24 protein-coding genes, 1 other RNA gene and 2 pseudogenes are annotated in these 26,255 nt (G+C 61.5%); 19 read left to right on the forward strand and 8 right to left on the reverse strand.

Annotation, left to right across the window (positions count from 1 at the left end; translation table 11 throughout):
• Positions 1-86: 86 nt before the first annotated feature.
• From ruvC to Tal182_RS18995, 8 genes and pseudogenes are all read left to right on the forward strand, one after another.
• The gene (ruvC, locus tag Tal182_RS18960) at positions 87-596 is read left to right on the forward strand and encodes a crossover junction endodeoxyribonuclease RuvC (protein WP_004669780.1); all 510 of its coding nucleotides are present in this window, start codon (positions 87-89) and stop codon (positions 594-596) included.
• Positions 597-653: 57 nt separating this feature from the next.
• Positions 654-905, forward strand: coding sequence for an AbrB/MazE/SpoVT family DNA-binding domain-containing protein (locus Tal182_RS18965; protein ID WP_010004698.1), 252 nt, complete (start codon positions 654-656; stop codon positions 903-905).
• Entirely contained in the window at positions 905-1,318 is a 414-nt protein-coding gene (locus Tal182_RS18970) for a type II toxin-antitoxin system VapC family toxin (protein WP_010004697.1), read from the forward strand. Before Tal182_RS18965 ends, Tal182_RS18970 begins: the two co-directional genes overlap by 1 nt.
• A gap of 13 nt (positions 1,319-1,331) precedes the next feature.
• On the forward strand, positions 1,332-1,946 hold the full coding sequence (gene ruvA / locus Tal182_RS18975; protein ID WP_004669783.1) for a Holliday junction branch migration protein RuvA: 615 nt from the start codon (positions 1,332-1,334) through the stop codon (positions 1,944-1,946).
• A gap of 82 nt (positions 1,947-2,028) precedes the next feature.
• A complete protein-coding gene (gene ruvB / locus Tal182_RS18980) occupies positions 2,029-3,069 on the forward strand; it encodes a Holliday junction branch migration DNA helicase RuvB (RefSeq protein ID WP_085860401.1) in 1,041 nt (346 codons plus the stop codon).
• The gene (locus Tal182_RS18985) at positions 3,070-3,972 is read left to right on the forward strand and encodes a metallophosphoesterase (protein ID WP_085860402.1); all 903 of its coding nucleotides are present in this window, start codon (positions 3,070-3,072) and stop codon (positions 3,970-3,972) included. It begins immediately after the preceding gene.
• Positions 3,973-3,979: 7 nt separating this feature from the next.
• Positions 3,980-4,467, forward strand: a pseudogene (locus Tal182_RS18990) (NUDIX hydrolase).
• Positions 4,468-4,504: 37 nt separating this feature from the next.
• On the forward strand, positions 4,505-5,068 hold the full coding sequence (locus tag Tal182_RS18995) for a DinB family protein (protein ID WP_085860403.1): 564 nt from the start codon (positions 4,505-4,507) through the stop codon (positions 5,066-5,068).
• A 47-nt stretch (positions 5,069-5,115) separates the two neighbouring features.
• Here Tal182_RS18995 and Tal182_RS19000 read toward each other — a convergent pair whose 3' ends face one another.
• The gene (locus tag Tal182_RS19000; protein WP_085860404.1) at positions 5,116-6,498 is read right to left on the reverse strand and encodes an AcvB/VirJ family lysyl-phosphatidylglycerol hydrolase; all 1,383 of its coding nucleotides are present in this window, start codon (positions 6,496-6,498) and stop codon (positions 5,116-5,118) included.
• Positions 6,495-9,098 carry a bifunctional lysylphosphatidylglycerol flippase/synthetase MprF gene (gene mprF, locus Tal182_RS19005; protein ID WP_085860405.1) on the reverse strand — a complete coding sequence of 868 codons (2,604 nt, stop codon included), beginning with the start codon at positions 9,096-9,098 and terminating at the stop codon, positions 6,495-6,497. Before mprF ends, Tal182_RS19000 begins: the two co-directional genes overlap by 4 nt.
• 280 nt (positions 9,099-9,378) lie before the next feature.
• Between mprF and Tal182_RS19010 the strand changes: the two are divergent.
• Positions 9,379-9,713 (forward strand): annotated as a pseudogene (locus Tal182_RS19010) (DoxX family membrane protein).
• 6 nt (positions 9,714-9,719) lie between these two features.
• On the opposite strand, the gene Tal182_RS19015 reads toward Tal182_RS19010, so the two are convergent.
• The 3 genes from Tal182_RS19015 to Tal182_RS19025 form a co-directional block, all read right to left on the reverse strand.
• Positions 9,720-11,831, reverse strand: a complete 2,112-nt coding sequence (locus Tal182_RS19015; protein WP_085860406.1) for a mechanosensitive ion channel family protein — start codon at positions 11,829-11,831, stop codon at positions 9,720-9,722.
• Positions 11,832-12,016: 185 nt separating this feature from the next.
• Positions 12,017-13,048: a phosphogluconate dehydrogenase (NAD(+)-dependent, decarboxylating) gene (gene gnd / locus Tal182_RS19020; protein WP_064804812.1), complete on the reverse strand. Its 1,032-nt coding sequence runs from the start codon at positions 13,046-13,048 to the stop codon at positions 12,017-12,019.
• 114 nt (positions 13,049-13,162) lie between these two features.
• Positions 13,163-13,645, reverse strand: coding sequence for an SRPBCC domain-containing protein (locus Tal182_RS19025; RefSeq protein WP_064804814.1), 483 nt, complete (start codon positions 13,643-13,645; stop codon positions 13,163-13,165).
• A 55-nt stretch (positions 13,646-13,700) separates the two neighbouring features.
• Here Tal182_RS19025 and Tal182_RS19030 point away from each other — a divergent pair, with 55 nt between their 5' ends.
• From Tal182_RS19030 to Tal182_RS19045, 4 genes are all read left to right on the forward strand, one after another.
• A complete protein-coding gene (locus Tal182_RS19030; RefSeq protein WP_064804816.1) occupies positions 13,701-14,024 on the forward strand; it encodes a metalloregulator ArsR/SmtB family transcription factor in 324 nt (107 codons plus the stop codon).
• A gap of 92 nt (positions 14,025-14,116) precedes the next feature.
• On the forward strand, positions 14,117-14,683 hold the full coding sequence (locus Tal182_RS19035; protein ID WP_085860407.1) for a helix-turn-helix transcriptional regulator: 567 nt from the start codon (positions 14,117-14,119) through the stop codon (positions 14,681-14,683).
• 68 nt (positions 14,684-14,751) lie between these two features.
• Positions 14,752-15,735: an NAD(P)-dependent oxidoreductase gene (locus Tal182_RS19040; RefSeq protein ID WP_085860408.1), complete on the forward strand. Its 984-nt coding sequence runs from the start codon at positions 14,752-14,754 to the stop codon at positions 15,733-15,735.
• Between the two features lie 202 nt (positions 15,736-15,937).
• The gene (locus Tal182_RS19045; protein ID WP_085860409.1) at positions 15,938-17,410 is read left to right on the forward strand and encodes an esterase-like activity of phytase family protein; all 1,473 of its coding nucleotides are present in this window, start codon (positions 15,938-15,940) and stop codon (positions 17,408-17,410) included.
• 77 nt (positions 17,411-17,487) lie between these two features.
• On the opposite strand, the gene ssrS is transcribed toward Tal182_RS19045, so the two are convergent.
• The 3 genes from ssrS to Tal182_RS19060 all read right to left on the reverse strand — a co-directional run bounded on the left by ssrS (position 17,488) and on the right by Tal182_RS19060 (position 18,384).
• Positions 17,488-17,646: non-coding RNA, 6S RNA (gene ssrS / locus Tal182_RS19050), on the reverse strand.
• A gap of 69 nt (positions 17,647-17,715) precedes the next feature.
• The gene (locus Tal182_RS19055; RefSeq protein ID WP_064811285.1) at positions 17,716-18,093 is read right to left on the reverse strand and encodes a cell division protein ZapA; all 378 of its coding nucleotides are present in this window, start codon (positions 18,091-18,093) and stop codon (positions 17,716-17,718) included.
• 15 nt (positions 18,094-18,108) lie between these two features.
• Positions 18,109-18,384: a DUF4164 domain-containing protein gene (locus Tal182_RS19060; RefSeq protein ID WP_011426717.1), complete on the reverse strand. Its 276-nt coding sequence runs from the start codon at positions 18,382-18,384 to the stop codon at positions 18,109-18,111.
• Between the two features lie 333 nt (positions 18,385-18,717).
• Here Tal182_RS19060 and tkt point away from each other — a divergent pair, with 333 nt between their 5' ends.
• The 6 genes from tkt to Tal182_RS19085 all read left to right on the forward strand — a co-directional run bounded on the left by tkt (position 18,718) and on the right by Tal182_RS19085 (position 26,024).
• Entirely contained in the window at positions 18,718-20,691 is a 1,974-nt protein-coding gene (gene tkt / locus Tal182_RS19065; RefSeq protein ID WP_085860410.1) for a transketolase, read from the forward strand.
• 81 nt (positions 20,692-20,772) lie between these two features.
• Positions 20,773-21,783, forward strand: a complete 1,011-nt coding sequence (gene gap / locus Tal182_RS19070; RefSeq protein WP_064811756.1) for a type I glyceraldehyde-3-phosphate dehydrogenase — start codon at positions 20,773-20,775, stop codon at positions 21,781-21,783.
• A 133-nt stretch (positions 21,784-21,916) separates the two neighbouring features.
• Positions 21,917-22,231, forward strand: coding sequence for a hypothetical protein (locus Tal182_RS19075; RefSeq protein WP_064712150.1), 315 nt, complete (start codon positions 21,917-21,919; stop codon positions 22,229-22,231).
• A gap of 141 nt (positions 22,232-22,372) precedes the next feature.
• On the forward strand, positions 22,373-22,549 hold the full coding sequence (locus Tal182_RS32330) for a hypothetical protein (RefSeq protein WP_164517807.1): 177 nt from the start codon (positions 22,373-22,375) through the stop codon (positions 22,547-22,549).
• A gap of 327 nt (positions 22,550-22,876) precedes the next feature.
• A complete protein-coding gene (locus Tal182_RS19080; RefSeq protein ID WP_085860411.1) occupies positions 22,877-24,751 on the forward strand; it encodes a potassium/proton antiporter in 1,875 nt (624 codons plus the stop codon).
• Between the two features lie 70 nt (positions 24,752-24,821).
• The gene (locus Tal182_RS19085; protein WP_170965852.1) at positions 24,822-26,024 is read left to right on the forward strand and encodes a phosphoglycerate kinase; all 1,203 of its coding nucleotides are present in this window, start codon (positions 24,822-24,824) and stop codon (positions 26,022-26,024) included.
• Positions 26,025-26,255 lie beyond the last annotated feature (231 nt).

Consider the following 26,255-nt stretch of genomic DNA (forward strand, 5'->3'; position numbering starts at 1 on the left):
CGGTAAATGGAGCGGCTTATTCGAGAAGGTTTTTGTTTTGTTCACATATCGATGGCAGTTATTTCGCAGTCGCTATAGGTTAAACCATGCAAAATACGATTCGCATCGTCGGCATCGATCCAGGACTTCGCCGCACCGGCTGGGGAATCATCGACACGCTGGGCAATTCCCTGCGGTTTGTAGCCTCGGGAACCGTGACCTCCGACGGAGACATGGATCTCGCCTCCCGCCTCTGCCAGCTGCATGACGGCCTGGCGGAGGTCGTCCACGCTTACAAGCCGGATGAGGCCGCCGTCGAACAGACCTTCGTCAACAAGGATGCGGTGGCGACCCTCAAGCTTGGCCAGGCCCGCGGCATCGCCATGCTGGTGCCGGCGCGCGCCGGTCTGCACGTCTCCGAATATGCGCCGAACGCCGTCAAGAAGGCCGTCATCGGCGTCGGCCATGGCGAAAAACATCAGATTCACATGATGTTGAAGATCCTGATGCCGAAAGTCGAATTCAAGGGCGACGATGCCGCCGACGCCCTGGCGATCGCCATCTGCCATGCCCACAATCGCGGCAGCAACCGAATGCGGCAAGCACTGGCCGGGTAATCTGTTCTTGACTTGTTCCAACAGTAAGGATAATTCTTACTTCGAAGGAGCAGCAAGATGCGCGTCACGTCCAAAGGCCAGGTCACCATTCCTCGCGATCTCAGAGAGCTTGCCGGCATCGAGGCCAACAGCGAGGTCATCTTCTCGATCGAGAACGGCAAGCTGGTTCTCTCGCCGAAGAACTGCAAGCAGGAGATCGAGGATCGGGGCCGGCTCGACCGTTTCCTGCAGACGATCCGCCGTCTCGAAGGCACCGGCGACCAGGCGATTGATGCCGAAGACCTCATGTCGATGACCCGTGATCGCTGATGGCAACGCTTGTCGATACAAACATACTCGTCGATCTGGCTGTGGCCGGTTCGGACTGGCACGGTTGGTCGCGTCGAAAAATGCTCGACGTCTTCAGAGATGGCCCGGTCCTCATAAATCCGATCATCTATTCCGAATTTTCCGTTCGCTACGACGATATGGATGAAGTCGAGCAACTGCTTCCGCAGGACGAATTCCGCCGCGAGAACCTGCCTTGGCCGGCTGTCTTCGCCGCAGCTCAAGCCTTCCGGCTTTACCGTCGCGCCGGCGGACGGCGCGAACAGATCTTGCCCGACTTCCTCATCGGCGCCCATGCGACGATAAGGGGCTACAAGATTTTGACCCGCGACCCCGGCGGATACCGATCTTATTTCCCCTCCGTTGAACTTATCACGCCCGAAACGCACCCTTGAGAGACCACGCCCCATGATCGGCAAGCTGAAAGGCACCATAGACGAGATCGGCGAAGACTATGTGCTCGTCGATGTGCACGGCGTCTGCTACGTCGCCCACTGCTCCGCCCGCACCCTATCCAAGCTCGGCTCGGCCGGCGAGGCCTGCGTGCTGTTCATCGAGACCTATGTGCGCGAGGATCAGTTGAAGCTCTTCGGCTTCATGACTGCATTGGAGCGGGAGTGGTTCAACCTGCTCCAAAGCGTTCAAGGGGTGGGCGCCAAGGTCGCGCTTGCCGTGCTCTCGACCTTGACGCCGGGCGAACTCGCCAATGCGATTGCCCTGCAGGACCGCGCCGCCGTTTCCCGCGCGCCGGGCGTCGGCCCGAAAGTGGCGATGCGCCTCGTCACCGAGCTCAAGAACCGGGCGCCGGCTTTTGCCGGGGAAGCGATCAATATCGCCCTCAAGCAGGAACTCGGCGAAGGTGTCGCGGCCGCGCCGGTCGCCGATGCGGTCTCCGCGCTGACCAACCTCGGCTACAGCAGAGACCAGGCGGCCAATGCAGTTGCGGCGGCGATGAAGACGGCCGGCGACGGCGCAGACAGCGCTAAGCTGATCAGGCTGGGATTGAAGGAGTTGGCGCGGTGAAGCCCGGAAAAACGACGGTTGGATATCGAGGCGACCGTTTTTTGGTGTATTGCTGTGACAGGTTTCAAAACGGAATAAGAGCATGAGCGAACCCGCCCGCCTGATATCGCCGGAAAAGCGGGGCGAAGATCTCGACATTACCCTGCGCCCGCAATCGCTGGACGAATTCACCGGTCAGGCGGAAGCGCGCGCCAATCTCAAGGTCTTCATCGAGGCTGCGAAGAACCGCGGCGAGGCGCTGGACCATGTGCTTTTCGTCGGTCCGCCCGGTCTCGGCAAGACGACGCTGGCGCAGATCATGGCGAAGGAACTCGGCGTCAATTTCCGCTCGACGTCAGGCCCTGTCATCGCCAAGGCCGGCGATCTCGCCGCACTGCTCACCAATCTCGAGGAGCGCGATGTGCTCTTCATCGACGAAATCCATCGCCTCAATCCGGCGGTGGAGGAAATCCTTTATCCGGCCATGGAAGATTTCCAATTGGACCTCATCATCGGCGAGGGCCCTGCCGCCCGCTCGGTGAAAATCGATCTGTCGAAATTCACCCTGGTGGCGGCGACCACCCGCCTCGGCCTGCTGACGACGCCGTTGCGCGACCGCTTCGGCATCCCGGTGCGCCTGAGCTTCTATACCGTCGAAGAACTGGAACTGATCGTGCGCCGCGGCGCGCGGCTGATGAACCTGCCGATGACCGAAGAAGGTGCGCGCGAGATCGCCAGACGCGCCCGCGGCACGCCGCGCATCGCCGGCCGGCTGCTGCGGCGCGTGCGCGATTTCGCCGAGGTGGCAAGGGCGGAAGCCGTCACCCGCGAGATCGCCGACGAGGCGCTGACCCGCTTGCTCGTCGACAATGTCGGCTTCGATCAGCTCGACAAACGCTACCTCAACATGATTGCCGTCAATTTCGGCGGCGGCCCGGTCGGTATCGAAACCATCGCCGCCGGCCTGTCGGAACCGCGCGACGCAATCGAGGACATTATCGAGCCCTACATGATCCAGCAGGGTTTCATTCAGCGCACGCCGCGCGGCCGCGTTCTTACCGCAATCGCGTGGAAACATCTCGGAATGCAACAGCCCAAGGAGATGGAGGCTGCGCAGTTCCGGCTGTTCCAGGAGGACGACTGAGTGATCACCCGCCGCGGATTTTTCAAGGTTCTTGGCGGCGGTATCGCAGGCGTCATGGCGCTCGGCGGTTATGCCTTCGCCTATGAACCGCTGGCGCGGCTCGGCATCGCCCGCTACCGGCTGACGCCGCCGGGATGGACACCGGGGCTGAAGCTTCGCATTGTCGCACTCGCCGATATCCATGCCTGCGAACCCTGGATGTCGGCAAACCGCATTACCTCGATCTGCCACCGGGCCAATGAACTCGAAGGCGACGTGACCGTCCTGCTCGGCGATTACGCCGCCGGCATGAACATGGTGACGCAATATGTGCATTCGAGCCAATGGTCGAAGGCGCTCGCAACCCTGCAAGCCCCGCTCGGCGTCCATGCAATCATGGGCAACCATGACTGGTGGGAGGACAGGACCGCCCAGAACAACGGCGGGATGGAAACCTTCGGACACCGGGCGCTTGCCGATGTGGGCATCCCTGTCTACGGCAACCGCGCCGTCCGGCTCGATAAGGATGGCCGCGGCTTCTGGCTCGCAGGGCTCGAAGATCAGCTGGCGCTGCTGCCCGGCAGGAAATGGGGCCGCACGCGCATGACCGGCCTCGACGATCTCGATGGAACGATGGCTCAGGTCACCGATGACGCCCCCGTCATCCTGCTTGCCCATGAGCCCGATATCTTTCCCCGCGTGCCCGAGCGCGTCTCGCTGACGCTCTCGGGTCACACCCACGGCGGACAGATCCGCTTCTTCGGTCGTTCACCGATCGTCCCCTCGCACTACGGCGATCGCTACGCTTATGGCCATATCGTCGAGGAGGGGCGTAATATCATCGTTTCCGGTGGGCTCGGCTGCTCCATTGCTCCGGTCCGCTTCGGCGTGCCGCCGGAAATCGTCGTAATCGATCTCGGATAAGAATGACATGAGCAAGCGCATCCCCATCCGTCTGACCCAGGGTGTTGCGCGTTGCAACTATCGCATTGCCGGCCCCGGTTTTCACGATGGGCACGTGCTTGTTCATCGCGCCGTGCACGAGCCCTTCTGGACCTTTTCGGGCGGCCGGCGGAAATCGGCGAGACGTCGGAAGAGACGCTGAAACGCGAGATGGTGGAGGAACTCGGCCTCGACGTCACTGTCTTGCGCTTGCTCTGGATCGTCGAGAACTTTTTCCACTACGAACAAGGCGACTGGCATGAACTCGGCCTCTATTATCTGATGGAAATCCCGGCGGAATGAGATCATCCATCGCGTCGAAGATGGCGACAACCATCTCGAATTCAAATGGGTGCCGGCAACGTGCGCGGCCCTCCCGCGCTCGACATCCCGCCCTATTTCATAGCTGATGAAATCGAGAACCTCCCTCCGGCACCACGTCATCTCGTCTGGCGCGACGGCAATCTCGATGACTGACGCAAACACTCCGAGTGCAGGAAGAGGAAAGCCGCCGATGTCGACCTTCGATCCCGCCAGGGCCTTTCGCAAGCTTGCCTATAACAACGCCCTCGCCAACCACCGGCTGCTTCACGCCTGCGCAGCGTTGAAAGCAGGCGAATTCGAAGCGCCGCGCACGAGCTTCTTTCCGTCGATCAAGGAGACCCTGAATCATATCATCACGGTCGACTGGTTCTACGTCGACGGTTTGGAAGGTGGCATGCTCGGGTTCCAGGCCTTCGAGATCGACGAACCCTTCGATGACGTCGAGTCACTGACCCTAGCGCAGGCGAAGGTCGATCAGCGCCTGATCGACCTTTGCGAAGCCCTGACGCCGGAAAGACTGATCTCGACGGTCAGTCTCCATCGCGGCGATCGTATTCAGCAGGAGCGGATGGACGACGTGCTCGCCCACCTCTTTCAGCATCAGACCCATCATCGCGGCCAGGTCCATGCGATGCTTGCCGGCACCAGCGTTGCCCCGCCGCAGCTTGACGAATTCATCGTCGCCGACGATGCGCGGTTTCGTGGCAGGGAACTCACCGAACTCGGCTGGAGTGAAGAAAGGTTGATGCATTAATATCGCCTTCCGGAAATCGGCGTCGATTTCCGGGGGTTAGCGAAGCCTTAATCCTGCAGCCGTCTCTTCAGCCCATCGATGATCGACTTGGTGAGAAGGTCGTAATTCTCATCGAAATGATGGTCGCCGGGTAGTTCGACCACTTCGGCGCCGGTATTTTTGAGTGCCGGACAGGCGACATCGTCGTCATCGTCCTTGCCATAGACGCACTGCACGAGCTTCGGATCGACGTTCTTCAGATCGGCGACGGGATCGCCCCCCGCCCCTTCCGTCTTTTGGCCGAGCCAACCGAGAACGGAGATGACGTAGTCCACTTGGTGCGAGAGCGACAGCAGCGACAACTGCACCACCGAGGACTTCTCGGCTGGCTTGAGCAGCTGATAGGTCGCGGGCACGACATCGGCGCCGAAGGAGTAGCCGACGAGCAGCACATGCTTCACCTTCCACTGCTTACGATAGAAATCGATGATCTTCGAAAGATCGCTGGCCGTCTCCTCCGGCTTGCGCTCCGACCAGAAATAATGAAGTGAATCAACGCCGACGACGGGAATGCCTTCCTTCTGCAGCGTGCCGCCGACCTCCTTGTCGATGTCGCGCCAACCGCCATCGCCGGAATAGATCACCGCCATCGTATCGAAGGCAGGCGTTGTCTCCAACACCGCCAGCGGCAGGCCGAGCGGATTGCCGAAGGCGCCGGAGGCAGTGACGAGATCGTCGAGCGTATCGGCAAATACCGTCTGCGCATCGTCGGTGGCGTCACGGATTTCGATTGCCGAATGGGCTTTCTGCAGCGACTCGGCATGCGCCCGGCCGTCCTTGTCAGCTTTAGGCGTGAAGACTGATATGATCGGATCCGGCAGGGCGCCGTCGCTGAGGCCATAGACCGTGCGTTGGCCGATCACCTTCTTGGAAGCCGGCGTGCAAAGCTCCTTGGTCAGCGGAATGCCGGCCAGCGGATCGACCGCAAGCGTCTGACCGATCGTCGCATCCGGCGTCTGAGCCGCGATCGCCAGCGCCAAGGCCCCGCCCTCGCCGATGCCGGCGACGATCGGCAGATGATAGGCATTGTTGCCGGTCGCGCGCTGCACCTGCTGGCTCAGCGATTCGATATCCGAGACCATGTAGATGCAGCCGTCGTTGAGGCTGACGTCGTAGCGGCTGAGCGCCTGGATATAAGAGGGAAAGTCGACGCCGATGACGACAGCGCCTTCGGCGACCAGCCTGTCGGCCTCGGCCTTCTCATAATCGCCCCAGCCGGCGGCATCCGAGATCAGCATCACGGTGCCCTTCACCTCCCCTTCCGGCAGGAAGATGTGCGGCGATGGGATGAGCCCACTTTCGAAGCTCTGCGTTGTTTCCTCGGCGGCATTAGCCGGTGCGGCCGCGAGCATGCAGACGCATGCCGTGGCAAGAAGGATTGTCCTGATCATTTTCTCACTACCCCTTTCAATCCGCCCCCGATCAGAAATGTCGCGTCCATCAACGCGATCATCGGATTGCCTCCTCCGGAAACCGCAAGATAGCGCGGTTGCCAGTGCGGATGAAACTTGGATTTGAATGCCCGAAGGCCTTTGAAGTTATAGAAGCGTTCGCCGTGTTCGAAGACGGTGCTGCCGATACGGTCCCAGACGGGCGCTGCTTCGCGTTTCGACATGCCGGAGAGAGGCGCCATGCCGAGGTTGAAATGGGTGAAACCCTGGTTACGCAGATATTCCATGATCTGCACGAAGAGAAAGTCCATCGAGCCCTTCGGCGCTTCCGGCGAGAAGCGCATGAGATCGATCGTGCTCTCCTTGCGGGATTCGGTGACGAGGATATTGGCGAAGGCGACGATCTTGCCATCCTTCTTCAGGATACCGACCGGTTGCGATGAAACATAATCGGGATCGAACGAACCGAGCGAGAAGCCTTTTTCCTTGGCATTGTGATGTTCGAGCCAGGCCGTGGAAACGGCAGCGAGATCATCGATGATATCAGGCACGTCCTCGGATTCGACTACCGCGAATTCCAGCCCGTCGCGTTGGGCTCGGCTCGCCGTCTGGCGCAGATTCGCCCATTTGCCGCCCTTCATTTCGAAGGTTCGGAGGTCGGCCACCGCCAGTTCGCCGAGCTTGAAGGCGCGGAGGCCGGCATCGGCGCAATGGGAAAGCAGCGCCGGCGAGATCTGGTAGAAGACGGCGCGGCATCCGGCGGCCCGCGCCGCTTCGACGAAGCGCCAGACGAGTTCCTGCACGGCACGATGATCGCCAACTGGGTCGAACAGCGCGATCCATGAACGGCCCTGCCGGCCGTACATGATGAAGGCGTCACCTTTTTCCGAAAACATGATGCTCTTGTCGCCCATGCGCACCAGATTGGCGTCGGCATTGTCCTGCCTCCTGACGATGTCGACGGCGCGCGTCAACGCCTCCTCCGTCGCCGGCTCCGGCCGGAAGGTCGCCGGCCGGAGCAGGCTGAAAATGGCGATCGCCGACGAGATGATGGTGATGCCGAGCAGGGCGCGCAGTCCCCGCGGCGCCTCGGCGGTGAATTCGAACTGCCACCAGAGTTCGTTGCTGTATTCGACATCGCGATAGACGAAGAGCAGGATGACGACGGCGCCGACGACGATGACCGCGATCGCCATCAGCCAGGACGCCGTCATCGCCTGGTTAAGCAGCGACGCATGCCGGGTGAAGAGCCGTCGGCTGACGAAGAGCCCGAAGATGAGAAAGGCGAGAAATGCAGCTTCGACGAGGGCGATCGCCTTCAGAAGCGACAGGGTCAATGCGGCAACGGCCGAGAGCACGGCCACCCACCACGCGCCGTCGAGCCTCTGACCGAGGCCGCGCGCCGCGACCACCAGCGCAAGCCCGAGCAGGCTGGAAAGGAAGTGCGCGCCTTCGACCATCGGCAGCGGCAGATAGTTGGAGAGGAATTCCAGGTTCTGGTCCGGCGTCGGCGTGACGCTCGAAAATACCAGCATAACGCCGAGCAGCAGCGCCAAGGTCGACAACAGCTGCGGCATCAGCCGTCCGCCGATACGGCGGACACTGGAAGCGGCCGGATGGTCGACAAAACGGCGCAGCTCCGCCGCCGAAACCGCGAGCACGGCGATCAACAGCGGCAATACATGGTAGACCAGCCGATAGAGCACCAGCGATCCCAGCACCGCGTCGATATTCACCGCGCTGCCGAGCGAAGCGATGATCACGGTCTCGAACACGCCGAGCCCGGCCGGAACGTGGCTGAGCACGCCGAGACCGACGGCGATCGCATAGACGGCCAGGAAGGCCGGCCAGCCGATCGCCGTCTGCGGCAAGAGCACGTAGAGCACCGAGGCCGAGGCGGCGATATCGAACGCCGTCACCAGGAACTGGCGTGACCAGGTGCGCGAGTCCGGCAGGCGGATTGCCACGGCGCCGAAATCGAGCACGCGGCCCTCGCGGCCGATGATCATCACAGCCCCGAGAATGGCGGTGATCGAGCCGGCGATCAGCCGGAGAAGGAATGGACTGACGCCGATCAGCGGCCCGATTTCGCTGGCGATGATGATGAGGGCGATCGATGCGACGGCCGCGAGCCCGAGGCCGAAGGAGAGCGTGACGAAGGCGATGATGCGGCCAATATCCTCCGGCGAGAGCCCGAGACGCGTATAGGCGCGATAGCGGATCGCCCCGCCCGACAATGCGCCGAAGCCGGCTGTGTTGCCGACCGCATAGGCGCTGAACGCCGTCAGCGCCACATGCGGGAACGGCAGCTTCTTGCCGATATATTCGATGGCGTTGAGGTCGTAGAAAACGAGGGATAGGAAACTGAGTGCGGTGAAGAACAGCGCCAGCAGGATGGCGCTCGGCCTGGTCGCTGCGAGCGCACCGACGACATCATCATAGCGAACCTCGTTGGTGAGCTGCATGATCGCATAACCGACGAGGCAGAAGACAACGAGTGTCGCGGCTGCCGTCAGTGGCGTCCTGTAGCGTCTGAAAAGCGCGCCTAAAGAAAACCCGTCCGCCGCTTCCATCTCTTCCAAATTGCCGTGACCCGACATCTCGTACCTGCGCAATTTCCAAACTTGGCGGGAATCATTTTTCGAAGACGTAGCATGACAGGCATATAAGCTCTATGAAGCCATGCCGCCGCTACCCCAGCCCCGCCGTCTGCGCCTCAATCATCCTCAATTGGGGCGAATTTGCGCAGGCAAACTGTATTGGCACATTGCATTTTCGTAAGCTTGCGAAGAGTTTGCGGTGATGACGAGGATTTGAAACGCGAGAGTAGGGTTAGACATGCAGGATGACCAGGCCTTCGTGATCCTCATCCTCGGCAGATTGCTGCTCGGCGGTTTTTTCGTTGCCGCCGGCATCCATCATTTTTCGTCATCGTGCCGATAACCGACGCCATCGAAGCCCGCGGCATACCTTTTGTGAAATGGGTATTGATTTCCGGCAGCGTCTTTCAAATTGCCGCCGGTCTCCTGCTGATGCTGGGTCTCTTCGTCGCCGCGGCGGCGTTCGGCCTCATCATCTTCACGCTTGCCGCCTCCGTGATGCTGCTGAATTTCTGGGACATGGAAGGCACAGCCCGCGACAGCGCCATCAACAGCTGGAAAAGCAACATGGCCATCATCGGCGGCCTGCTCACCGCAGCTGCCGGGGCGATGTAAGGTGGTTCACGCAGCCGGCTCGCCGCCGGCCCGTGCATGCGCAGCGTAGCGCGCCGCGGCGGCATCCACCTCCGCCGCGCGATCACCGGACACCTGCACCGTCGGCACGGCGAATTCGATGCCGTTTTCCTTGAAGGCATTGCGAATCATTGCCAGTGCATTGCGGCGGATAACGAACTGTTCGCCAGGCTTCGTCATCATCGAAAGACGGATCTCGATCGCGAATTCGCCGAATTGCTCGACACCCTTCATCTTCAGCGTTTCGATGATGTGCGGGCCGAATTCCGGGTTTTCGAGCAGGGTCTGACCGATCTGCTTGATCACCTTTTTTGCTTTGACCAGATCGGTGTCGTATGTGACGTTGAGGCTGATCTTGTCGATCGTCCAATCGCGATTGAGGTTCTTCACCGCGCCAAGTTCGCCGAACGGCACGGTCGTCAGCGGCCCGCGATGATGCCGGAGCTTCACCGAACGCAGGCTGAAGGCCTCGACGACGCCCTTGTGGCTGCCGCTTTCGATATATTCGCCGACACGGAAAGCATCGTCCCACAGATAGAACATGCCGCTGATGACATCCTTGACGATCGTCTGGGCGCCGAAACCCACAGCAACGCCGACGACGCCGGCGCCGGCAATCAATGGGCCGATCTCGATGCCGAGACCCGAGAGCACCATGAGAGCCGCGATGACGGCGATGACCACGGCAAGGATATTGCGGAAGATCGGCAGCAGCGTCTGGAACCGCGCATGTTTAGCCTTTTCCTCATCCGTCGCGCCGCCGTCCAGGGGCATGCCGAGCAGCTTGCCGTCGATATAGGCTTTGACGACGTGCCAGAGCAGATCAGCAGCAAGCAGGATGACGATTCCGCCAATGACGCCGCGCGCGATCTTATCGACCATTTTGTCGCCGGCTGCCATCGTGTCGGCGCCGACGCCGAGCAGTTGGCCGAGCCAGATGGCCGCGAATGCAATGATCAGCGCCCTGACGCCGCGGTCGAGCAATACGGTGGCAATACGGCGCGTAGCAAGGAAGCTTGCTTCGGTCTGCTGCAGCGATTTCACTGCAATCGTCGAGACGGCGAGCACCCGCGGCAGCATCAGCACATAGATGCCGAGCCAGAGCAGCCAGTTGAACCCGGTGACCCACAGCCCCCAGAGCAACAGGAAATAAACGGTGAGCGCCCAGGAAATCCCGTATCCGCGTTTCTCGTCCTTCTGAGGCCGCGACCAGACAGCTTCGATGGCGATCAGCAGCAGCCCGATGCCGAGGATATAGCCGACGAAGAGCCGGGCGCTCGGGGAAAAGCCGAGCGGCTCCATCGACTGGATCGCCGCCCAGCCAAGCATGAAATAGATCACGAAGATCGCGGAGCGGCGATACCAGAAGAGCGCGACGGCGCGTGACGGCATGATCGGAACGATCACGCCTTGCCGCTCTTCCTCGGCCCGCGCCAGCCCGATGAGATCGACCAAGACGCCGCCCAGGCAAATCGTGAAACGCTGGACGATGAGCGCGACGGCGCAGAGGATCGCCACGCTCTGGCTGAGCGGAGGCCAGCCGAGACTGGACAGCGCGAGCATTGTTGCCGCGGCGAAAATGAGAGCCGGTACGACGCGTGGCGTCAGATGCATGCCGGCCATCTGAGCCAGACGCCGGCGGCGACGGCGGAAGGCATAGCGGGCGATGCTTTCGACGATGGCCCCGAGCAGGAAGATCGCCAGGAATTGCGCGATCATCCGGCTCCAGCCGGCGGCGGCGAGCTCACCGAAAAACAGTGAGGACGCATTGCCGATCTGTGAGGGCAAAGTCATCGCGGCGTCGGACACCATCGATACATGCCGGCGGGCATGCTGCAGCAGGCCTGAAAGAACCGACATCTGGTTCTGGCTCGCCGAATCGGCCGCAGAAGGTGCTGCCATCTGCGTCGCCATCCACTGCTTGACCTCCGGCGCCTGCATGAGCTGCATCATTTCACGCACCTGCGCCGGCGGGGTATTTGCAGCCGGCGTTTGCGCAGGCGTTTGGGAAAAGCCGGGCGACGCCGCCGAGAAAAGCGCAACGAATGCCAGGATGCCGAATATGGCGGCCTTCAAGCCCGCCGCCGTGCCACGTCCCATGACCGCCCTCCAATGGAGTGTCGGCCGCTTGGATGGAAGCAGCCCCGACATTTCCCTTTCCGCAATGGATACTCGTGACCGTAGCCGCCAGCAAGCGGTAGGAAAACCATACCTATGGCTAGGACAATTCCAGGAAAATTGCGAAACGGCTTTCCTCGTCGGGGCGACAAGGAAAGCCCTGATCCTCAAGATTTCGGCGCCGGCTTTTCCACGTGGCCGCCGAAGCCCGCACGCATTGCCGACAGCACCTTGTTGGCGAACTCGTCATTGTCGCGCGAGGAGAAGCGGCCGTAGAGCGCGGCACTCAGCACCGGGGTCGGCACGCTTTCGTCGATTGCCGCCATGATCGTCCAGCGGCCCTCGCCACTATCCGAGACGCGGCCGGCATATTTCGACAGTGCGGGGTCGACATGCAGGGCATCGGCGGTGAGATCGAGTAGCCAGGAGGTGATGACGCTGCCGCGGCGCCAGACTTCCGCGACATCCTGCAGATTGAAGTCGTATTGGAAATGTTCGGGATGTGCGAGCGGCGCGGTTTCCGCATCGGCCTCATGCGAGGCAGCGCCGATATTGGCGCGTTTCAAGATGTTGAGGCCTTCGGCATAGGCGGCCATCAGCCCATATTCGATGCCGTTATGCACCATCTTGACGAAATGGCCGGCGCCATGCGGGCCGCAATGCAGGTAGCCCTGTTCCGCGGTGCTGGCTGCAGCCGCATCAGCGCTGCGGTTCGGTGAGGCTTCCGTCGTGCCGGCCCCGGGCGCGAGCGTTGCGAAGATCGGCGAAAGGTGCTGCACGATGCCCTTTTCGCCGCCGATCATCAGGCAATAGCCGCGCTCCAGGCCGAAGACGCCGCCGCTCGTACCGACGTCAACATAATGGATGCCCTTGGTGATGAGCTCAGCGCCGCGGCGGATGTCGTCATGATAGTAGGAATTGCCGCCATCGATGATGATATCGCCGTTCTGCAGCAGCGGCACCAAGCTTGCCAGCACCTTGTCGACGATCGCCGCCGGCAGCATCAGCCAGATAGCACGCGGATGCGTGAGCTTCGAGACGAATTCCTCCAGCGAAGCGCTGCCGGTCGCGCCGAGACCTGTGAGATCGGCAACGCTTTCCGGCCTGGTGTCGTAGACGACGCATTCGTGACCGCCCCGCATCAGGCGCTGGACCATATAATTGCCCATGCGGCCCAAACCGACCATACCAAGCTGCATAATGAATCTCCTGGAAACCGAGATGAAGTATCGACTCCGGAAATTAGCACCCGCAGTGAGACAGGCAAGCAAAGTCTGGCGGTCGGCCGCCGATCTCCTTCGAGTCGGGCCTCGTCAAATATCCGGGGCGCTGGCCGGCTCGCCCTTCATCTCGCTGAGATACATGCCCTCGCGCAGATTGATGCCGTATTCGACGAAGGCCTTCATGCTGCAAAGCATCTGTGTCCAGCCTTCGCAGTTGAGATAGCTGCCGCGCCGGCCGGCCTCGTCCTCGCGCCAGCCGTTCTCGGCAATCGTCACCAGCGTGCCGCCATCCTCCAGCGGCTTGAAATTCATCTCCACCAGCGTCTTATACCTTGTCTTGTCCTCAGCAGTGCCGCCGTCCCAGCGAAGCACGATGCGGCTTTCCGGCACAAGCTCGACAACCTCGACCGGCGCATCTTTCCACCAGGTTACCGTCGTGCCTTGAACGAGCGGGGCACTCGCCCCGCCGATCGTGGTGAAATAGCTGCTGAGCTTCTTCGGGTTGACGACGGCATCGAACACTTCGGCAACGGGACGGCCGATCCGGCCGGAAACGCGGATTCCGAGAGACATGATACTTCTCCTCTTCTCCATTGTACCTGACATCATTATGTTATAAAAACATAACATGTCAAGCGAATCGAAAGACGACCCCGTTTTCAAGGCACTGGCACATCATCGCCGCCGCGAGATTCTCGATCTGCTCAAGGACGCGCCCCGCACGACCGGGACGCTTTGCGAAATGTTTCCGGACATGGACCGCTGCACGGTGATGCAGCATCTGAAGGTGCTTGAGGAAGCGGATCTGATCGTCGCCAGAAAGGAGGGCCGCGAACGCTGGAACCACCTGAACAGCCTGCCGATCAAGCACATCTACGACCGCTGGATCAGCGCCTATGCAGGTCACGCCCTGTCGATCCTCGATCGGCTGAGAAGCGATCTCGAAGATTAGATTAGCCGGAACAATGCTCCGGCGAGGGTCGGCTTGCCTTGCGGCCCGCCGAACTCCTATCCTGGCAAAAGAAGCGTGGGAGCTCAGGACAAATGACGACATCAGGAGCCGGCATACGCCGCATGCGGTTGCTGCGGAGCATGAAGCAGCAGCACCTCGCGGAACTCCTCGACGTCAACCAGGCGACCGTTTCGCGCTGGGAGCGCGGCCAGCTTGCTCCCTCGCCCGACCAAGCCGTCAAGCTGGAACGGATTTTCGCCTCGCCGCAAAATGCTGCGGCCGATGCGGCTTTAAAGCGGCTGGTCGAGGATTCCGTCCGGCCGGTGCATCTGATCTGCGATGGCACCCATCGGCTGCTGTCTGCTTCCCGACCGCGGCAGGCGGAATGGCGCGCACCGCTCAGCGCTTTTCTCGGCCGCTCTCTTTTCTCCTACGCCTCCGCCGAGATCGCTGCCGCCGAACAGTCTCTGGAGGAGTGCGGCTGGCACGAGGGCAGGCTGCTATCGTTGACCTTCGATACCGGCGCCAACGGCAATGTGCGCCTGCCGATTGCCCCCGGCCGCGTCACCTGGGAGCGGATCAGGCTTTCCGACGGCAGCGCTGGCCGTCTCGTCACCACCGTCGCGAAGCCTGCAGCTTTCCTGCACCCTCCTGCATAATTTATGCGTTGTCCGCAAATGCGGGTCTTTTGTAGCCTCTGCCGCGAATGGGGCGAGGAGACGACGCGATGACGATATTGGTGACGGGAAGCGCCGGCCACCTCGGCGAGGCACTGATGCGCAGCTTGAGAGCTCAGAGCCGGTGGGCGCGCGGCATCGACATCAAGCCATCGGCTTTTACCGATATGGTCGGCTCCATCAATGACCGTGGTTTCATCAGGCGGGCGATGTCGGGCATCAGCCACGTCATCCATGCCGCCACGCTCCACAAGCCGCATGTGGCGACCCATGGCAATCGCGATTTCCTCGACACCAATGTCGGCGGCACGCTGAACCTGCTTGAAGAGGCGACCGCCGCGGGCGTTGTAAGCTTCGTCTTCACCAGCACCACCAGCGCTTTCGGCGCGGCACTGACGCCGGTCGCCGGCGAACCCGCGGCTTGGGTCACCGAGGACGTGCTTCCTGTCGCGAAGAATATCTATGGCGTGACGAAGCTCGCTGCCGAAGGAATCTCGGAACTCTTCGCCCGCAAATCCCGCCTGCCTGTTGTCATCCTCAGGACGTCGCGCTTCTTTCCCGAAAGCGATGACGATCGCGAGATTCGCAACAGCTATTCGGCGGAAAATGCGCAGGCCAACGAGCTGCTTCATCGCCGCGTCGATATCAGCGACGTGGTCGGCGCTCATTTGCTGGCGCTCGAAAAGGCCCCGGCAATCGGCTTCGGCCGCTATATCATCTCGGCCACGACGCCCTTTCTACCGGGCGACGTCGCTGAGCTCAGGCGTGACGCGCCTGCTGTCGTCGAGCGGCTGTTTCCAGGTGCGAACACCCTTTACGCCGAATGCGGCTGGAAAATGTTCCCGACGCTCGATCGCGTCTACGTCAACGAACGCGCAAGGCGCGAACTTGGCTGGCAGCCGCGCTATGATTTCCGCTTCGTGGTCGATTGCCTGCGCGAGCGCCGCGAATGGCGAAGCCCGTTGGCGATCGATGTCGGCTCCAAGGGCTACCACGAGGAAGTGTTCGCCGAAGGACCCTATCCGGTCGATTAGGGCAATGAGCTGATTGCAGGCTCTGAGGGTGTCATCCAGTTATCACGATCCCATCCTAGACGTTTAGCCGGGATAGGGGGCGAAATCCGGGCGTGTTCCGTTCTGAGGAATCGATCCCGAAGCCGAGGAATGTCATTCGAAACGGTGTCCAGCTTGCGGGCGGGAACCGTTGCAGGAACGCTTTTGACCGAGAGGCTATTTCATGAAGAACGTCAGACCATATGCATCGCGGCTGTTCGCCGCAGTTCTCGCGACATCCGCCGCCATTCCCGTCATGGCAAGGGCGGAGAATTCCGCCGGTTTCGTCAATAAGGGCCTGGTCGGCGTCGGCCGCATTCCGGCCAACCAGCGCGATAAATTCGGTGAAACCTTCGGCTCCGGCTCCGGCATGGCGGTCGACGCCGCCGCCTGGAGTCGGGATGGCGCCAGCTATAAGGGCACGCTCTACCTTTTGCCCGACCGTGGTTACAATGTCGCCGGCACTGTCGACTACCACCCGCGCCTGAACACCCTCTCGATCATTCTGACCCCGACCGCGCCAGGCGCGGCTCCCGAGGCCGGCAAGGAGCAATCGGGCGTCGAGGCGAAACTCGTCGATTCCATGTTCTTTCTTGACGACAAGGGCGCGAACACGACCGGTCTCGACCCGGAATCCGGCGTCCGCGCCGCTGCGGGCAACTTCCCGCCGCTGCCGCAGGCGGCGAACGGCAAGATCGCCCTCGACGATGAGGCGATCATCCGCATGGCCGACGGCACTATGTTCGTCAGCGACGAATACGGCCCCTATATCTATCGCTTCTCCGCCGATGGCCACTTGCTTTCAGCCACCCAGCCGCCGAAGGCGCTTCTGCCGATGCGCAAGGGTGCGCTGAGCTTCGCCTCAAACAATCCCGGTCCCGGCGGGTCCGCTCCCGATCCGAAGGACCCCGAAACCGGCCGCCAGAACAACCAGGGTCTCGAAGGCATGGCAATGACGCCCGACGGCAAGTTTATCATTGCCGTACTGCAGTCGGCGGCCCGCCAGGACGGCGGCGATTCAGGCTCGACCCGCCAGAATACCCGCGCCATGATCTATGACGCCGCCGATCCCGATCATCTGAAGCTGGTGCACGAATATGTCGTGCCGCTGCCGGTCTTCAAGGACGCCAAGGGCAAGACGACGATCGCCGCCGAGAGCGAGATCGTCGCCCTTTCCGACAAGACCTTCCTGATGCTTGCCCGTGACAGCGGCAACGGCCAGGGCGTGAAGGGGGACAAATCTCTGTATCGCAAGATCGACATCGTCGACTTATCCGCCGCGACCGATATCGCCGGCAGCGATTTCGACGCCGGCAAGGCGGTCGCACCGAAAGGTGTCCTCGACCCGTCGCTGACGCCGGCGACGCTGACGCCGTTTATCGACCTCAACGACGAGGCAGAGCTTGGCCGCTTCGGCCTGCACAACGGTGCGCCGAACGACAGGAACGATCTATCGGAAAAATGGGAAGCCATGGGTCTGGCAAGTGTCCTCGACCCGAAGCTGCCGGACGATTACTTCCTGTTCGTCGCCAACGACAACGACTTCCTGACGCAAGATGGCTTTCAGGTGGGGGCCGCCTATAAGGCTGACGGCGGCGCCGACGTGGACACCATGTTCCAGGTTTTCCAGGTGACGCTTCCCGGCTTGAAGAAGTAACTGCGCGCCACGAGGGGCGGACGCGCGAGCCGCGTTTGCCCGTGATCCAGCGTCTTCGTCGATGATGAACGGAAAAGGTGCGATCCACGACGACCGATGGATGTTTACGATCCTGGGCGCCTACAAACGTAGGTGGGCACCGTGTGTCCAGGCCCACGAGCCCGGACAGGGACAGCTCCCTTTGGATCGAGTATGGCCCCAGGGATTGTGGTTCCTGTCGAGAGGCGCAGACCGCATCGCGATATATAAGGTCGTTTGCATCGACGCGCCAGTGGCGACGACAGCCCGTTTTTATTTAATTGACATCAATTGAGTTCGGGAGCGGCCCGGCCATTCAGCTTGTCGGTGATGCCGCGAATGCGGCTCGAAACCTCGCCGAGCGCCGCCGCCAGCGTTTCCTCTGTGCGGGCGGTCGCGGCAAGCACGGTGTCGCGGTTGCCGCGCAGCGACTCCAGCTCAGTTTCCAGCCCCGCGATGCGGCGCGTCAGCTCGGCAATCTCATCCATGATCATGATGCCGGCCATGACGGTGATCCTGAGATCGCCGATCTCACCGAACTGGCCCTTGAGATGCCCGACATAGCGGTCGAAACGGGTGGCGAGATCGGTCAGATGATCCTCCTGCCCTTCCTCGCAGGCCATGCGATAGGCCTTGCCGTCGATCGTTACCGTCACTTGCGCCATATCAAATCTCTCTCATCAGCGGTCCAGAACCGCGCGGATCGTCTCCATGGCCGTCACCAGCCGCCGCGATACCTCACGATTGACCTCTTCCAGCCGGTTGGCGCGAAATTCGGCCTGGTCGAGCTCCTGGGCCAGACGGGAGCGGTCGGCATGCACACGTCGCACCTCGCCCTCAATCTCACCCTGCTCTCGCTGACGCTCGATGCGCATGTCGACGGCGTTTTCGAGACTCGAAATCGCCTGTCTCAATTCGTCGAGCGCTGCTTCCATGGTTTTGCCTGTGGGCATCATGCCTTTCCGATTCCCGTGCAGGACCTGCGAATCGGCCACATCTGCCGATCTTGTGATTTCAAGAGGATATGCAGCTCGCCAACGGCCCGTCAATAAATCCCGTCACCCGGCAGCCTGCCTATCTGTGGATGAACGTGTTGGGCAGGCCCGCCGCGCCGGCTTGGTCTTTTGTAAAGTCGCGCGATCAAATGTCAAAAAATTGCCGCAGGCCGCTGGGATTTGGCCCGCCATTGATTGACTCGCCAGCCCCAACTGCTATGTGTCAGCCGCTTTCACTCGATGGTCTTGGAGGCTCGAGGCCATCCCCCGACACCCGGAGCTTGCAGAAAAGCTATGACCTCTCTCCAACAAAACGACCGGATGGCGAACGCGATCCGTTTCCTCGCCATGGACGCCGTTGAAAAGGCGAATTCCGGCCACCCTGGTATGCCGATGGGCATGGCTGACGTGGCGACGGTCCTGTTCACCAAATATCTGCGCTTCGACCCCAAGAAGCCGCATTGGCCGAACCGCGACCGCTTCGTGCTGTCGGCCGGCCATGGCTCGATGCTGCTCTATTCGCTGCTGTATCTGACCGGTTATCCCGACATGACGATCGAGGACCTGAAGCAGTTCCGTCAGGTCGGCTCCAAGACCGCCGGCCACCCCGAATACGGCCACGCAACCGGCATCGAGACCACCACCGGCCCCCTCGGTCAGGGCATCGCCAATGCCGTCGGCATGGCGATCGCCGAACGCAAGCTGCGCGACGAATTCGGTGCGGATCTCCAGGACCACTACACCTATGTCATCAATGGCGACGGCTGCCTGATGGAAGGCATCAGCCATGAAGCCATCGCCCTTGCCGGCCACCTGAAGCTCAACAAGCTGATCCTCTTCTGGGATAACAACTCGATCACCATCGACGGCGCCGTTTCGCTGTCGGATTCGACCGATCAGATCGCCCGCTTCAAGGCCGTTCACTGGAATACGATCGAGATCGATGGCCACGATCAGGCCGCCATCGCCGATGCAATCGAGGCCGCCCACAAGTCTGATCGCCCGACCTTCATCGCCTGCAAGACGGTGATCGGCTTCGGCGCCCCGAACAAGGCCGGCAGCCACAAGGTTCACGGCAGCCCGCTCGGCGCCGACGAGATCGCCGCCACCCGTAGGGCGCTGAACTGGGATTACGAGCCCTTCGTCGTTCCCTCGGACGTTCTCGATGCATGGCGCGCAGCCGGCACCCGTTCCGACAATGTCGTCAAGGCATGGGAAGAAACTCTGTCCAGATCGCCGGTAAGAGCGGAATTCTCCCGCCGTATGGCAGGCGACCTGCCGGAAGGTTTCGATGCCGCGATCAGCGCATATAAGAAGAAGCTGGCCGAGACCAGGCCGACGGTCGCAACCCGCAAGGCATCCGAAGACGCGCTGGAGATCATCAACGGCTTCGTGCCGGAGACGCTTGGCGGTTCCGCCGACCTGACGCCGTCGAACAACACCAAGACCAGCCAGATGCACTCGATCACGCCGACGGATTTCGCCGGCCGTTACGTGCACTGGGGCATCCGCGAGCACGGCATGGCGTCAGCCATGAACGGCATTGCGCTGCATGGCGGCCTCATTCCCTATAGCGGCGGCTTCCTGATTTTCTCGGATTACTGCCGCCCGCCGATCCGCCTCGCTGCACTGATGGGCATCCGCGTCATCCACGTTCTGACGCATGACTCGATTGGCGTCGGAGAAGACGGCCCGACGCACCAGCCCGTCGAACAGCTCGCCGGCTTGCGCGCCATCCCCAACCTGCTGGTCTTCCGTCCGGCCGACGCCACGGAAACGGCGGAATGCTGGCAAATCGCCATCAAGACCCACAACCGTCCGTCGGGCCTTGCCCTGACCCGTCAGAACCTCAGCCCGGCCCGCACTGAATACACCGAAAAGAACCTCTGCGAACAGGGCGCCTATACGCTCGCCGGCAATGCCGACGCCAAGGTGACGATCTTCGCTTCCGGCTCGGAAGTCGAAATCGCCGTGGCCGCCCGCGCAGCCCTTGAAGCCAAGGGTGTTTCGGTCCGCGTTGTCTCGGTGCCCTGCACCGAACTGTTCTTCGAACAGCCGGAAGCCTATCGCAAGCAAGTGCTCGGCAACTCCCCGGTCAAGATCGCCGTCGAAGCCGCCGTCCGCGAGGGCTGGGACGCCTTCATCGGACCGGAAGGCACTTTCATCGGCATGAAGAGCTTCGGCGCTTCCGGTCCGGTGAAGGACGTTTACAAGCATTTCGGCATCACCGCCGACGCCGTCGTTGCGGCTGCCGAAGCAAAGCTTTAAAGAGGGCGCCTTGAGGCGCTCTCCATCTCCTCAATTCCAGGCCCTCTCTATCGGGCCCTATTCTATCGGGAGTGAATGAACATGACAGTCAAGGTTGCCATCAATGGTTTCGGCCGTATCGGCCGTAACGTCCTCCGCGCTATCGTCGAATCCGGCCGCACTGACATCGAGGTCGTCGCCATCAACGACCTCGGCCCGGTCGAGACCAATGCCCATCTGCTGCGTTACGACTCGATCCACGGCAAGTTCCCGGCCGAAGTGAAGGTCGAAGGCGATACGATCATCGTCGGCGGCGGCAAGCCGATCAAGGTCACCGCGATCAAGGATCCGGCAACGCTGCCGCACCGCGAGCTCGGCGTCGATATCGCCATGGAATGCACCGGCATCTTCACCGCCCGCGACAAGGCCGCCGCCCATCTGACGGCCGGCGCCAAGCGCGTCCTCGTCTCGGCTCCCGCCGACGGCGCTGATCTCACCGTCGTCTACGGCGTCAACCATGACCAGCTCACCAAGGAGCACATGGTCATCTCCAACGCCTCCTGCACCACCAACTGCCTGGTTCCGGTCGTCAAGATTCTCGACGACGCCGTCGGCATCGACCACGGCTTCATGACGACGATCCACTCCTACACCGGCGACCAGCCGACGCTCGACACGATGCACAAGGATCTGTATCGCGCCCGCGCTGCCGCTCTCTCGATGATCCCGACCTCGACGGGCGCCGCCAAGGCCGTCGGCCTCGTGCTGCCGCACCTCAAGGGCAAGCTCGACGGCACCTCGATCCGCGTTCCCACCCCGAACGTCTCGGTCGTCGACTTCAAGTTCGTTTCCAAGAAGGCCACCACGGTCGGCGAAATCAACGAAGCCATCAAGGCTGCCTCCAACGGCAAGCTCAAGGGCATCCTCGGCTACACCGACGAGCCGCTCGTCTCCCGCGATTTCAACCACGACAGCCACTCCTCGATCTTCGCAACCGATCAGACCAAGGTCATGGAAGGCAATTTCGTGCGCGTCCTGTCCTGGTACGACAACGAGTGGGGCTTCTCCAGCCGCATGTCGGACACGGCCGTCGCTTTCGCCAAGCTCATCTGAGCGGTGGATCATTGAAAATCATGAACGGCCCGGGAAACCGGGCCGTTTTTGTTATAGGCGTGTGAAGCCAGTCATGGCATCGTTGATGACCCCCCGGGCCGTGTTGCCATCCGGAGGAGATAAAGAGGGATGGATGGATTACTTTACCGTTGAAATCGCCGGCCGCGCCGTCGCCAGCTTTCGCTCGAAGAACCATGAGGAAGCGACGCATTTCTTCGAAGCGGAAGATTTTCGCGACGACCTGACCATTCTAGAATCCGAGGGCAAGCCCCTGTGGGACCGGAAGGCGACGCTCAGCCTGCGCAAAGCGACGGCTGAGGAAGCCAGCGAAGTCGAACACGCCTATGAATTCGATGACGATCCGGAAAGGACCATCGACGATGAGTTCGTCGTTTTCCTGGTGCCGGTCGAAGACCTCACCGACGAGGGCGAGGACACCGAAGACTGACAGTGAAAGCCATTTCGAAGCGACGGGTTCGCTGCGGCCGAAGAACGGAACACGGTTGGCAATCCGCTGGCCAAGCGTGATAAACTGAGGAAATGCAATAACGCTGCACAATGGCTGAGATGATCCAAGTGGAGGCGATAAATGGCAGAGGCTCAAAAACGCTTGTCCCAAACCACCCTGAAGCGGCGGCAGCGGTTTCATCCCAAGCGGGACGTCAAACCCGCCGTGTTGGCTAAGGCTAATCGTCTGGCCGCCCGGGTTGCCGCGTTCATCGGTCTTTCGTTCCTCGCCGTCATCATACTTCAGGCAGTGTTCTGACGGCCGCATGAAGGAATGTGTCTATCCTGCTGCGGTTTGCGGATACCCGCAGGAAAAATCGATCTTCCCGTCTTTCGCCCTGCTGTTGCCTGATTTTCCTATACATTCTTTGTCGAGAGTTTCTCCCGTAGCATTTCCGTGTCGGTGGCCGTCCGGCAACCGTTCAGCAGCATGATGCAGCACGAGACGAGGTTAAGCCGCAAGGCCTACCCTTCTCTGCCGTTTTGCCGTTTACTGATGGATCGACGCGCGTGGCGGAGGGGTTGAGACGGGCGGATCGGTCGGCGGTGGCCGCATCCGCGAAGCATTCGATGGAAAGGGGTGGGCATGGAAGCGTTTTATATCGTAGTGCTGGTCGCGACGGCGCTCGTGCTTCTTGCCGCTTTTTCGAGCCTGCTCGCCTTCCGCTTCGGCGCCCCGCTGCTTCTGCTGTTTCTGATGATCGGCCTTGCCGCCGGCGTCGACGGCCTCGGCATCGAATTCAGCAACAACTATCTGGCCTATATTCTCGGCTCCATCGCGCTGGCCGTCATCCTGTTCGATTCCGGCTTCGGCACGCCGATGCAGGCGTTTCGGCTCGCAGCAGTGCCTTCTTTGACGCTCGCCTCGGTCGGCGTTCTGATCACCGCCTCGCTCTTTGCCGTCGCTGCCATGTGGCTGTTGAACTTCACCTGGCTCGAAGGCCTGCTGCTCGGTTCGATCGTCGCCTCGACGGATGCCGCCGCCGTCTTCTTCCTGCTACGCATCGGCGGCATCAACATCCGCGACAAGGTGCGCTCGACGCTGGAAGTCGAATCCGGCACCAACGATCCGATGGCGATCTTCCTCACCATCGCCCTCGTCGAGGTCCTGGCGAGCGGCGAGCGTTATGCCGGCATCAATATCGGCATGCTCGCCATGTTCGTGCAGCAGATGGGGCTCGGCGTCATCCTCGGTCTGCTCGGCGGCATGATGATCGTGCTGATCGTCAGCAGGCTCGACACCGATCGCGGCCTGACGCCGATCTTCGTGCTGGCGCTTGCCCTTCTCGTCTTCTCCTTCGCCGGTGCGGTCGGCGGCAGCGGCTTCCTCGCCGTCTATGTCGCCGGCATCTACGCCGGAAACCGGCGAATGCAGGCGCTCGGCACCATCAAACGCTTCCAGGACGGCATGACCTGGCTGGCGCAGATTATCATGTTCCTGGTGCTCGGCCTGCTCGCCACGCCATCACAATTTCCCGCCATCATCGTGCCGGCGATCCTGCTTGCCCTCTTCCTGATCTTCATTGCCCGCCCGCTGGCAATCTGGCTGTCGCTGCTTCCGTTCGATTATACGCAGCAGGAGATCGGTTTCGTCGCCTGGGTCGGCCTGCGCGGTGCCGTCTCCATTCTGCTTGCGATCATGCCCATCCTCGGCGGCCTGGAAAACGGCCAGCTCTTTTTCAACACCGCCTTCATCATCGTGTTGGTCTCCCTGCTCGTCCAGGGCTGGACGATCAAGCCGATCGCCAAGAAGCTCGGCCTGATCATTCCGCCGCGCATCGGCGCCGTCGACAAGGTCGAGGTCGACCTTCCGGGCGCCGCCAACCATGAACTGCTCTCCTACCGAGTCATCAAGGACAGTCCGGTGCTGCGCGGCGAGCGCATTCCACGCTGGGCCACCCCGTCGCTTGTCATCCGCGACGGCAAGTCAATGCGTTATCAATATGCCGGGCGGCTGCGCGAAAACGATCTGGTTTATCTCTTCATCGTGCCGAGCTATTCCCGCCTGCTCGACCGGCTCTTCGCCAGCCGTGCGCCGGTCGATGAGGATGATGCCGAATTCTTCGGCGCCTTCGCGCTCTCGCCCGCCCGCCCTGCCGCCGATCTCGATGCCGCCTATGGGCCCGGCCTGCTCAACGAATCCGAGAAAGGCCTGACGATTGCGGAATTGATGCGGCAGCGCCTCGGCGGCAAGGCCGATTATGCCGACCGCGTCCGTCTCGGCTCGATCATCCTCATCGTCCGTGATCTCGACGAGCACGACCACGTCACCTCCGTGGGCATGTCGCTCGAAGCGGTCGAACCGGCCACCACCCTGCCGATCTTCATCAATCTCAAGGACATTATCCAGCGCATCCACAATAGGTTGAACGGACGCCGCAACCGCGAAGCGGCGGCCTCCGAAACCATGCCGAAAGCGTCGGCCGGAGGCGACGAAGCCAGACGCGAAAACGGCCGTTGAACGCCTTGCGTCTCGAATGATCCTTGCTATGGTCGGCGCGACTTCCGCCAACCAAGACTGGATCTTCCCCATGCCTTCTTTCAAGACCCTCGACGATCTTTCCGACATCAGCGGCAAGCGCGTGCTCATCCGCGTCGACCTCAACGTCCCGGTCAAGGACGGCAAGGTCACCGATACGACGCGCATCGAGCGTGTGGCGCCGACGATCCTCGAACTGTCGGGCAAGGGCGCCAAGGTGATCCTGCTTGCCCATTTCGGCCGGCCGAAGGACGGTCCGTCGCCGGATCTCTCGCTGTCGCTGATCGCCCCTTCCGTCAAGGAGGTGCTCGATCACGCGGTGCTGACGGCCTCCGACTGCATCGGCGAAGCCGCCGCCTCCGCCGTTGCCGGAATGAATAATGGCGATATTCTGCTGCTGGAAAACACCCGCTTCCACAAGGGCGAGGAAAAGAACGATCCTGATTTCACCAAGGCTCTCGCCGCCAACGGCGATATCTATGTCAACGACGCCTTCTCTGCCGCCCACCGCGCCCATGCTTCCACCGAAGGCCTTGCCCATCACCTGCCGTCCTATGCCGGCCGCACCATGCAGGCCGAACTGGAAGCGCTGGAAAAAGGTCTCGGCAATCCCGCCCGCCCCGTCGTCGCCATCGTCGGCGGCGCCAAAGTTTCGACCAAGATCGATCTTTTGATGAATCTTGTGAAGAAGGTCGATGCACTCGTCATCGGCGGCGGCATGGCCAATACCTTCATCGCCGCGCGTGGCACCAATGTCGGCAAGTCGCTCTGCGAGCATGATCTTGCTGAAACCGCCAAGCAGATCATGATCGAGGCCGCAACATCAGGCTGCGCCATCATCCTGCCGGAAGACGGCGTCGTCGCCCGCGAGTTCAAGGCGGGTGCCGCCAATGAGACGGTCGATATCAACGCCATTCCCGCCGATGCCATGGTGCTCGACGTCGGGCCTAAATCGGTCGAAGCTATCAACGCCTGGATCGAGCGTGCCGCAACACTCGTCTGGAACGGTCCGCTCGGCGCCTTCGAAATCGAGCCCTTCGATGCCGCAACGGTCGCTGCCGCGAAATATGCCGCTGAGCGCACTGCAGCCAGAAAGCTCACCTCGGTTGCCGGTGGCGGCGATACCGTCTCGGCACTCAACCATGCCGGCGTTGCCGACGATTTCACCTATGTCTCGACCGCCGGTGGCGCCTTCCTCGAATGGATGGAAGGCAAGGAACTTCCTGGCGTCGCCGTCCTCAACGCCGCCAGATAAGACCGAGCGCCTTGGCGCGAAAAAGAGCATTCGGCGTCGCACCTTGCAATAGGCGGTGCGGCGCCGCTAAGGCAATTTGGCAGGTTTTACATGTGGATAGACCGCGGTGGCGAGACGCCTTCCGCGGTCTTTTGCCCGAGAGCTGAAAAAAATCCCATTTTTTCAAACGATTGAATTGATTTCAATCGTTTCAATGACTTAGCCTTCCATTTTCCTCACTATAAACTTCTG

This window comes from Rhizobium sp. TAL182 (assembly GCF_002117725.1).
In the GTDB taxonomy this organism is placed as follows: Bacteria; Pseudomonadota; Alphaproteobacteria; order Rhizobiales; family Rhizobiaceae; genus Rhizobium; species Rhizobium esperanzae.

Excerpts from the sequence above, each read along its gene's own strand:
- ruvC (WP_004669780.1), top strand. The coding sequence starts at position 87 with ATGCAAAATACGATTCGCATCGTCGGCATCGATCCAGGACTTCGCCGC.
- Tal182_RS18965 (WP_010004698.1), top strand. The coding sequence starts at position 654 with ATGCGCGTCACGTCCAAAGGCCAGGTCACCATTCCTCGCGATCTCAGA.
- Tal182_RS18970 (WP_010004697.1), top strand. The coding sequence starts at position 905 with ATGGCAACGCTTGTCGATACAAACATACTCGTCGATCTGGCTGTGGCC.
- ruvA (WP_004669783.1), top strand. The coding sequence starts at position 1,332 with ATGATCGGCAAGCTGAAAGGCACCATAGACGAGATCGGCGAAGACTAT.
- ruvB (WP_085860401.1), top strand. The coding sequence starts at position 2,029 with ATGAGCGAACCCGCCCGCCTGATATCGCCGGAAAAGCGGGGCGAAGAT.
- Tal182_RS18995 (WP_085860403.1), top strand. The coding sequence starts at position 4,505 with ATGTCGACCTTCGATCCCGCCAGGGCCTTTCGCAAGCTTGCCTATAAC.
- Tal182_RS19000 (WP_085860404.1), bottom strand. The coding sequence starts at position 6,498 with ATGATCAGGACAATCCTTCTTGCCACGGCATGCGTCTGCATGCTCGCG.
- mprF (WP_085860405.1), bottom strand. The coding sequence starts at position 9,098 with ATGTCGGGTCACGGCAATTTGGAAGAGATGGAAGCGGCGGACGGGTTT.
- Tal182_RS19015 (WP_085860406.1), bottom strand. The coding sequence starts at position 11,831 with ATGGGACGTGGCACGGCGGCGGGCTTGAAGGCCGCCATATTCGGCATC.
- gnd (WP_064804812.1), bottom strand. The coding sequence starts at position 13,048 with ATGCAGCTTGGTATGGTCGGTTTGGGCCGCATGGGCAATTATATGGTC.
- Tal182_RS19025 (WP_064804814.1), bottom strand. The coding sequence starts at position 13,645 with ATGTCTCTCGGAATCCGCGTTTCCGGCCGGATCGGCCGTCCCGTTGCC.
- Tal182_RS19030 (WP_064804816.1), top strand. The coding sequence starts at position 13,701 with ATGTCAAGCGAATCGAAAGACGACCCCGTTTTCAAGGCACTGGCACAT.
- Tal182_RS19035 (WP_085860407.1), top strand. The coding sequence starts at position 14,117 with ATGACGACATCAGGAGCCGGCATACGCCGCATGCGGTTGCTGCGGAGC.
- Tal182_RS19040 (WP_085860408.1), top strand. The coding sequence starts at position 14,752 with ATGACGATATTGGTGACGGGAAGCGCCGGCCACCTCGGCGAGGCACTG.
- Tal182_RS19045 (WP_085860409.1), top strand. The coding sequence starts at position 15,938 with ATGAAGAACGTCAGACCATATGCATCGCGGCTGTTCGCCGCAGTTCTC.
- Tal182_RS19055 (WP_064811285.1), bottom strand. The coding sequence starts at position 18,093 with ATGGCGCAAGTGACGGTAACGATCGACGGCAAGGCCTATCGCATGGCC.
- Tal182_RS19060 (WP_011426717.1), bottom strand. The coding sequence starts at position 18,384 with ATGATGCCCACAGGCAAAACCATGGAAGCAGCGCTCGACGAATTGAGA.
- tkt (WP_085860410.1), top strand. The coding sequence starts at position 18,718 with ATGACCTCTCTCCAACAAAACGACCGGATGGCGAACGCGATCCGTTTC.
- gap (WP_064811756.1), top strand. The coding sequence starts at position 20,773 with ATGACAGTCAAGGTTGCCATCAATGGTTTCGGCCGTATCGGCCGTAAC.
- Tal182_RS19075 (WP_064712150.1), top strand. The coding sequence starts at position 21,917 with ATGGATTACTTTACCGTTGAAATCGCCGGCCGCGCCGTCGCCAGCTTT.
- Tal182_RS32330 (WP_164517807.1), top strand. The coding sequence starts at position 22,373 with ATGGCAGAGGCTCAAAAACGCTTGTCCCAAACCACCCTGAAGCGGCGG.
- Tal182_RS19080 (WP_085860411.1), top strand. The coding sequence starts at position 22,877 with ATGGAAGCGTTTTATATCGTAGTGCTGGTCGCGACGGCGCTCGTGCTT.
- Tal182_RS19085 (WP_170965852.1), top strand. The coding sequence starts at position 24,822 with ATGCCTTCTTTCAAGACCCTCGACGATCTTTCCGACATCAGCGGCAAG.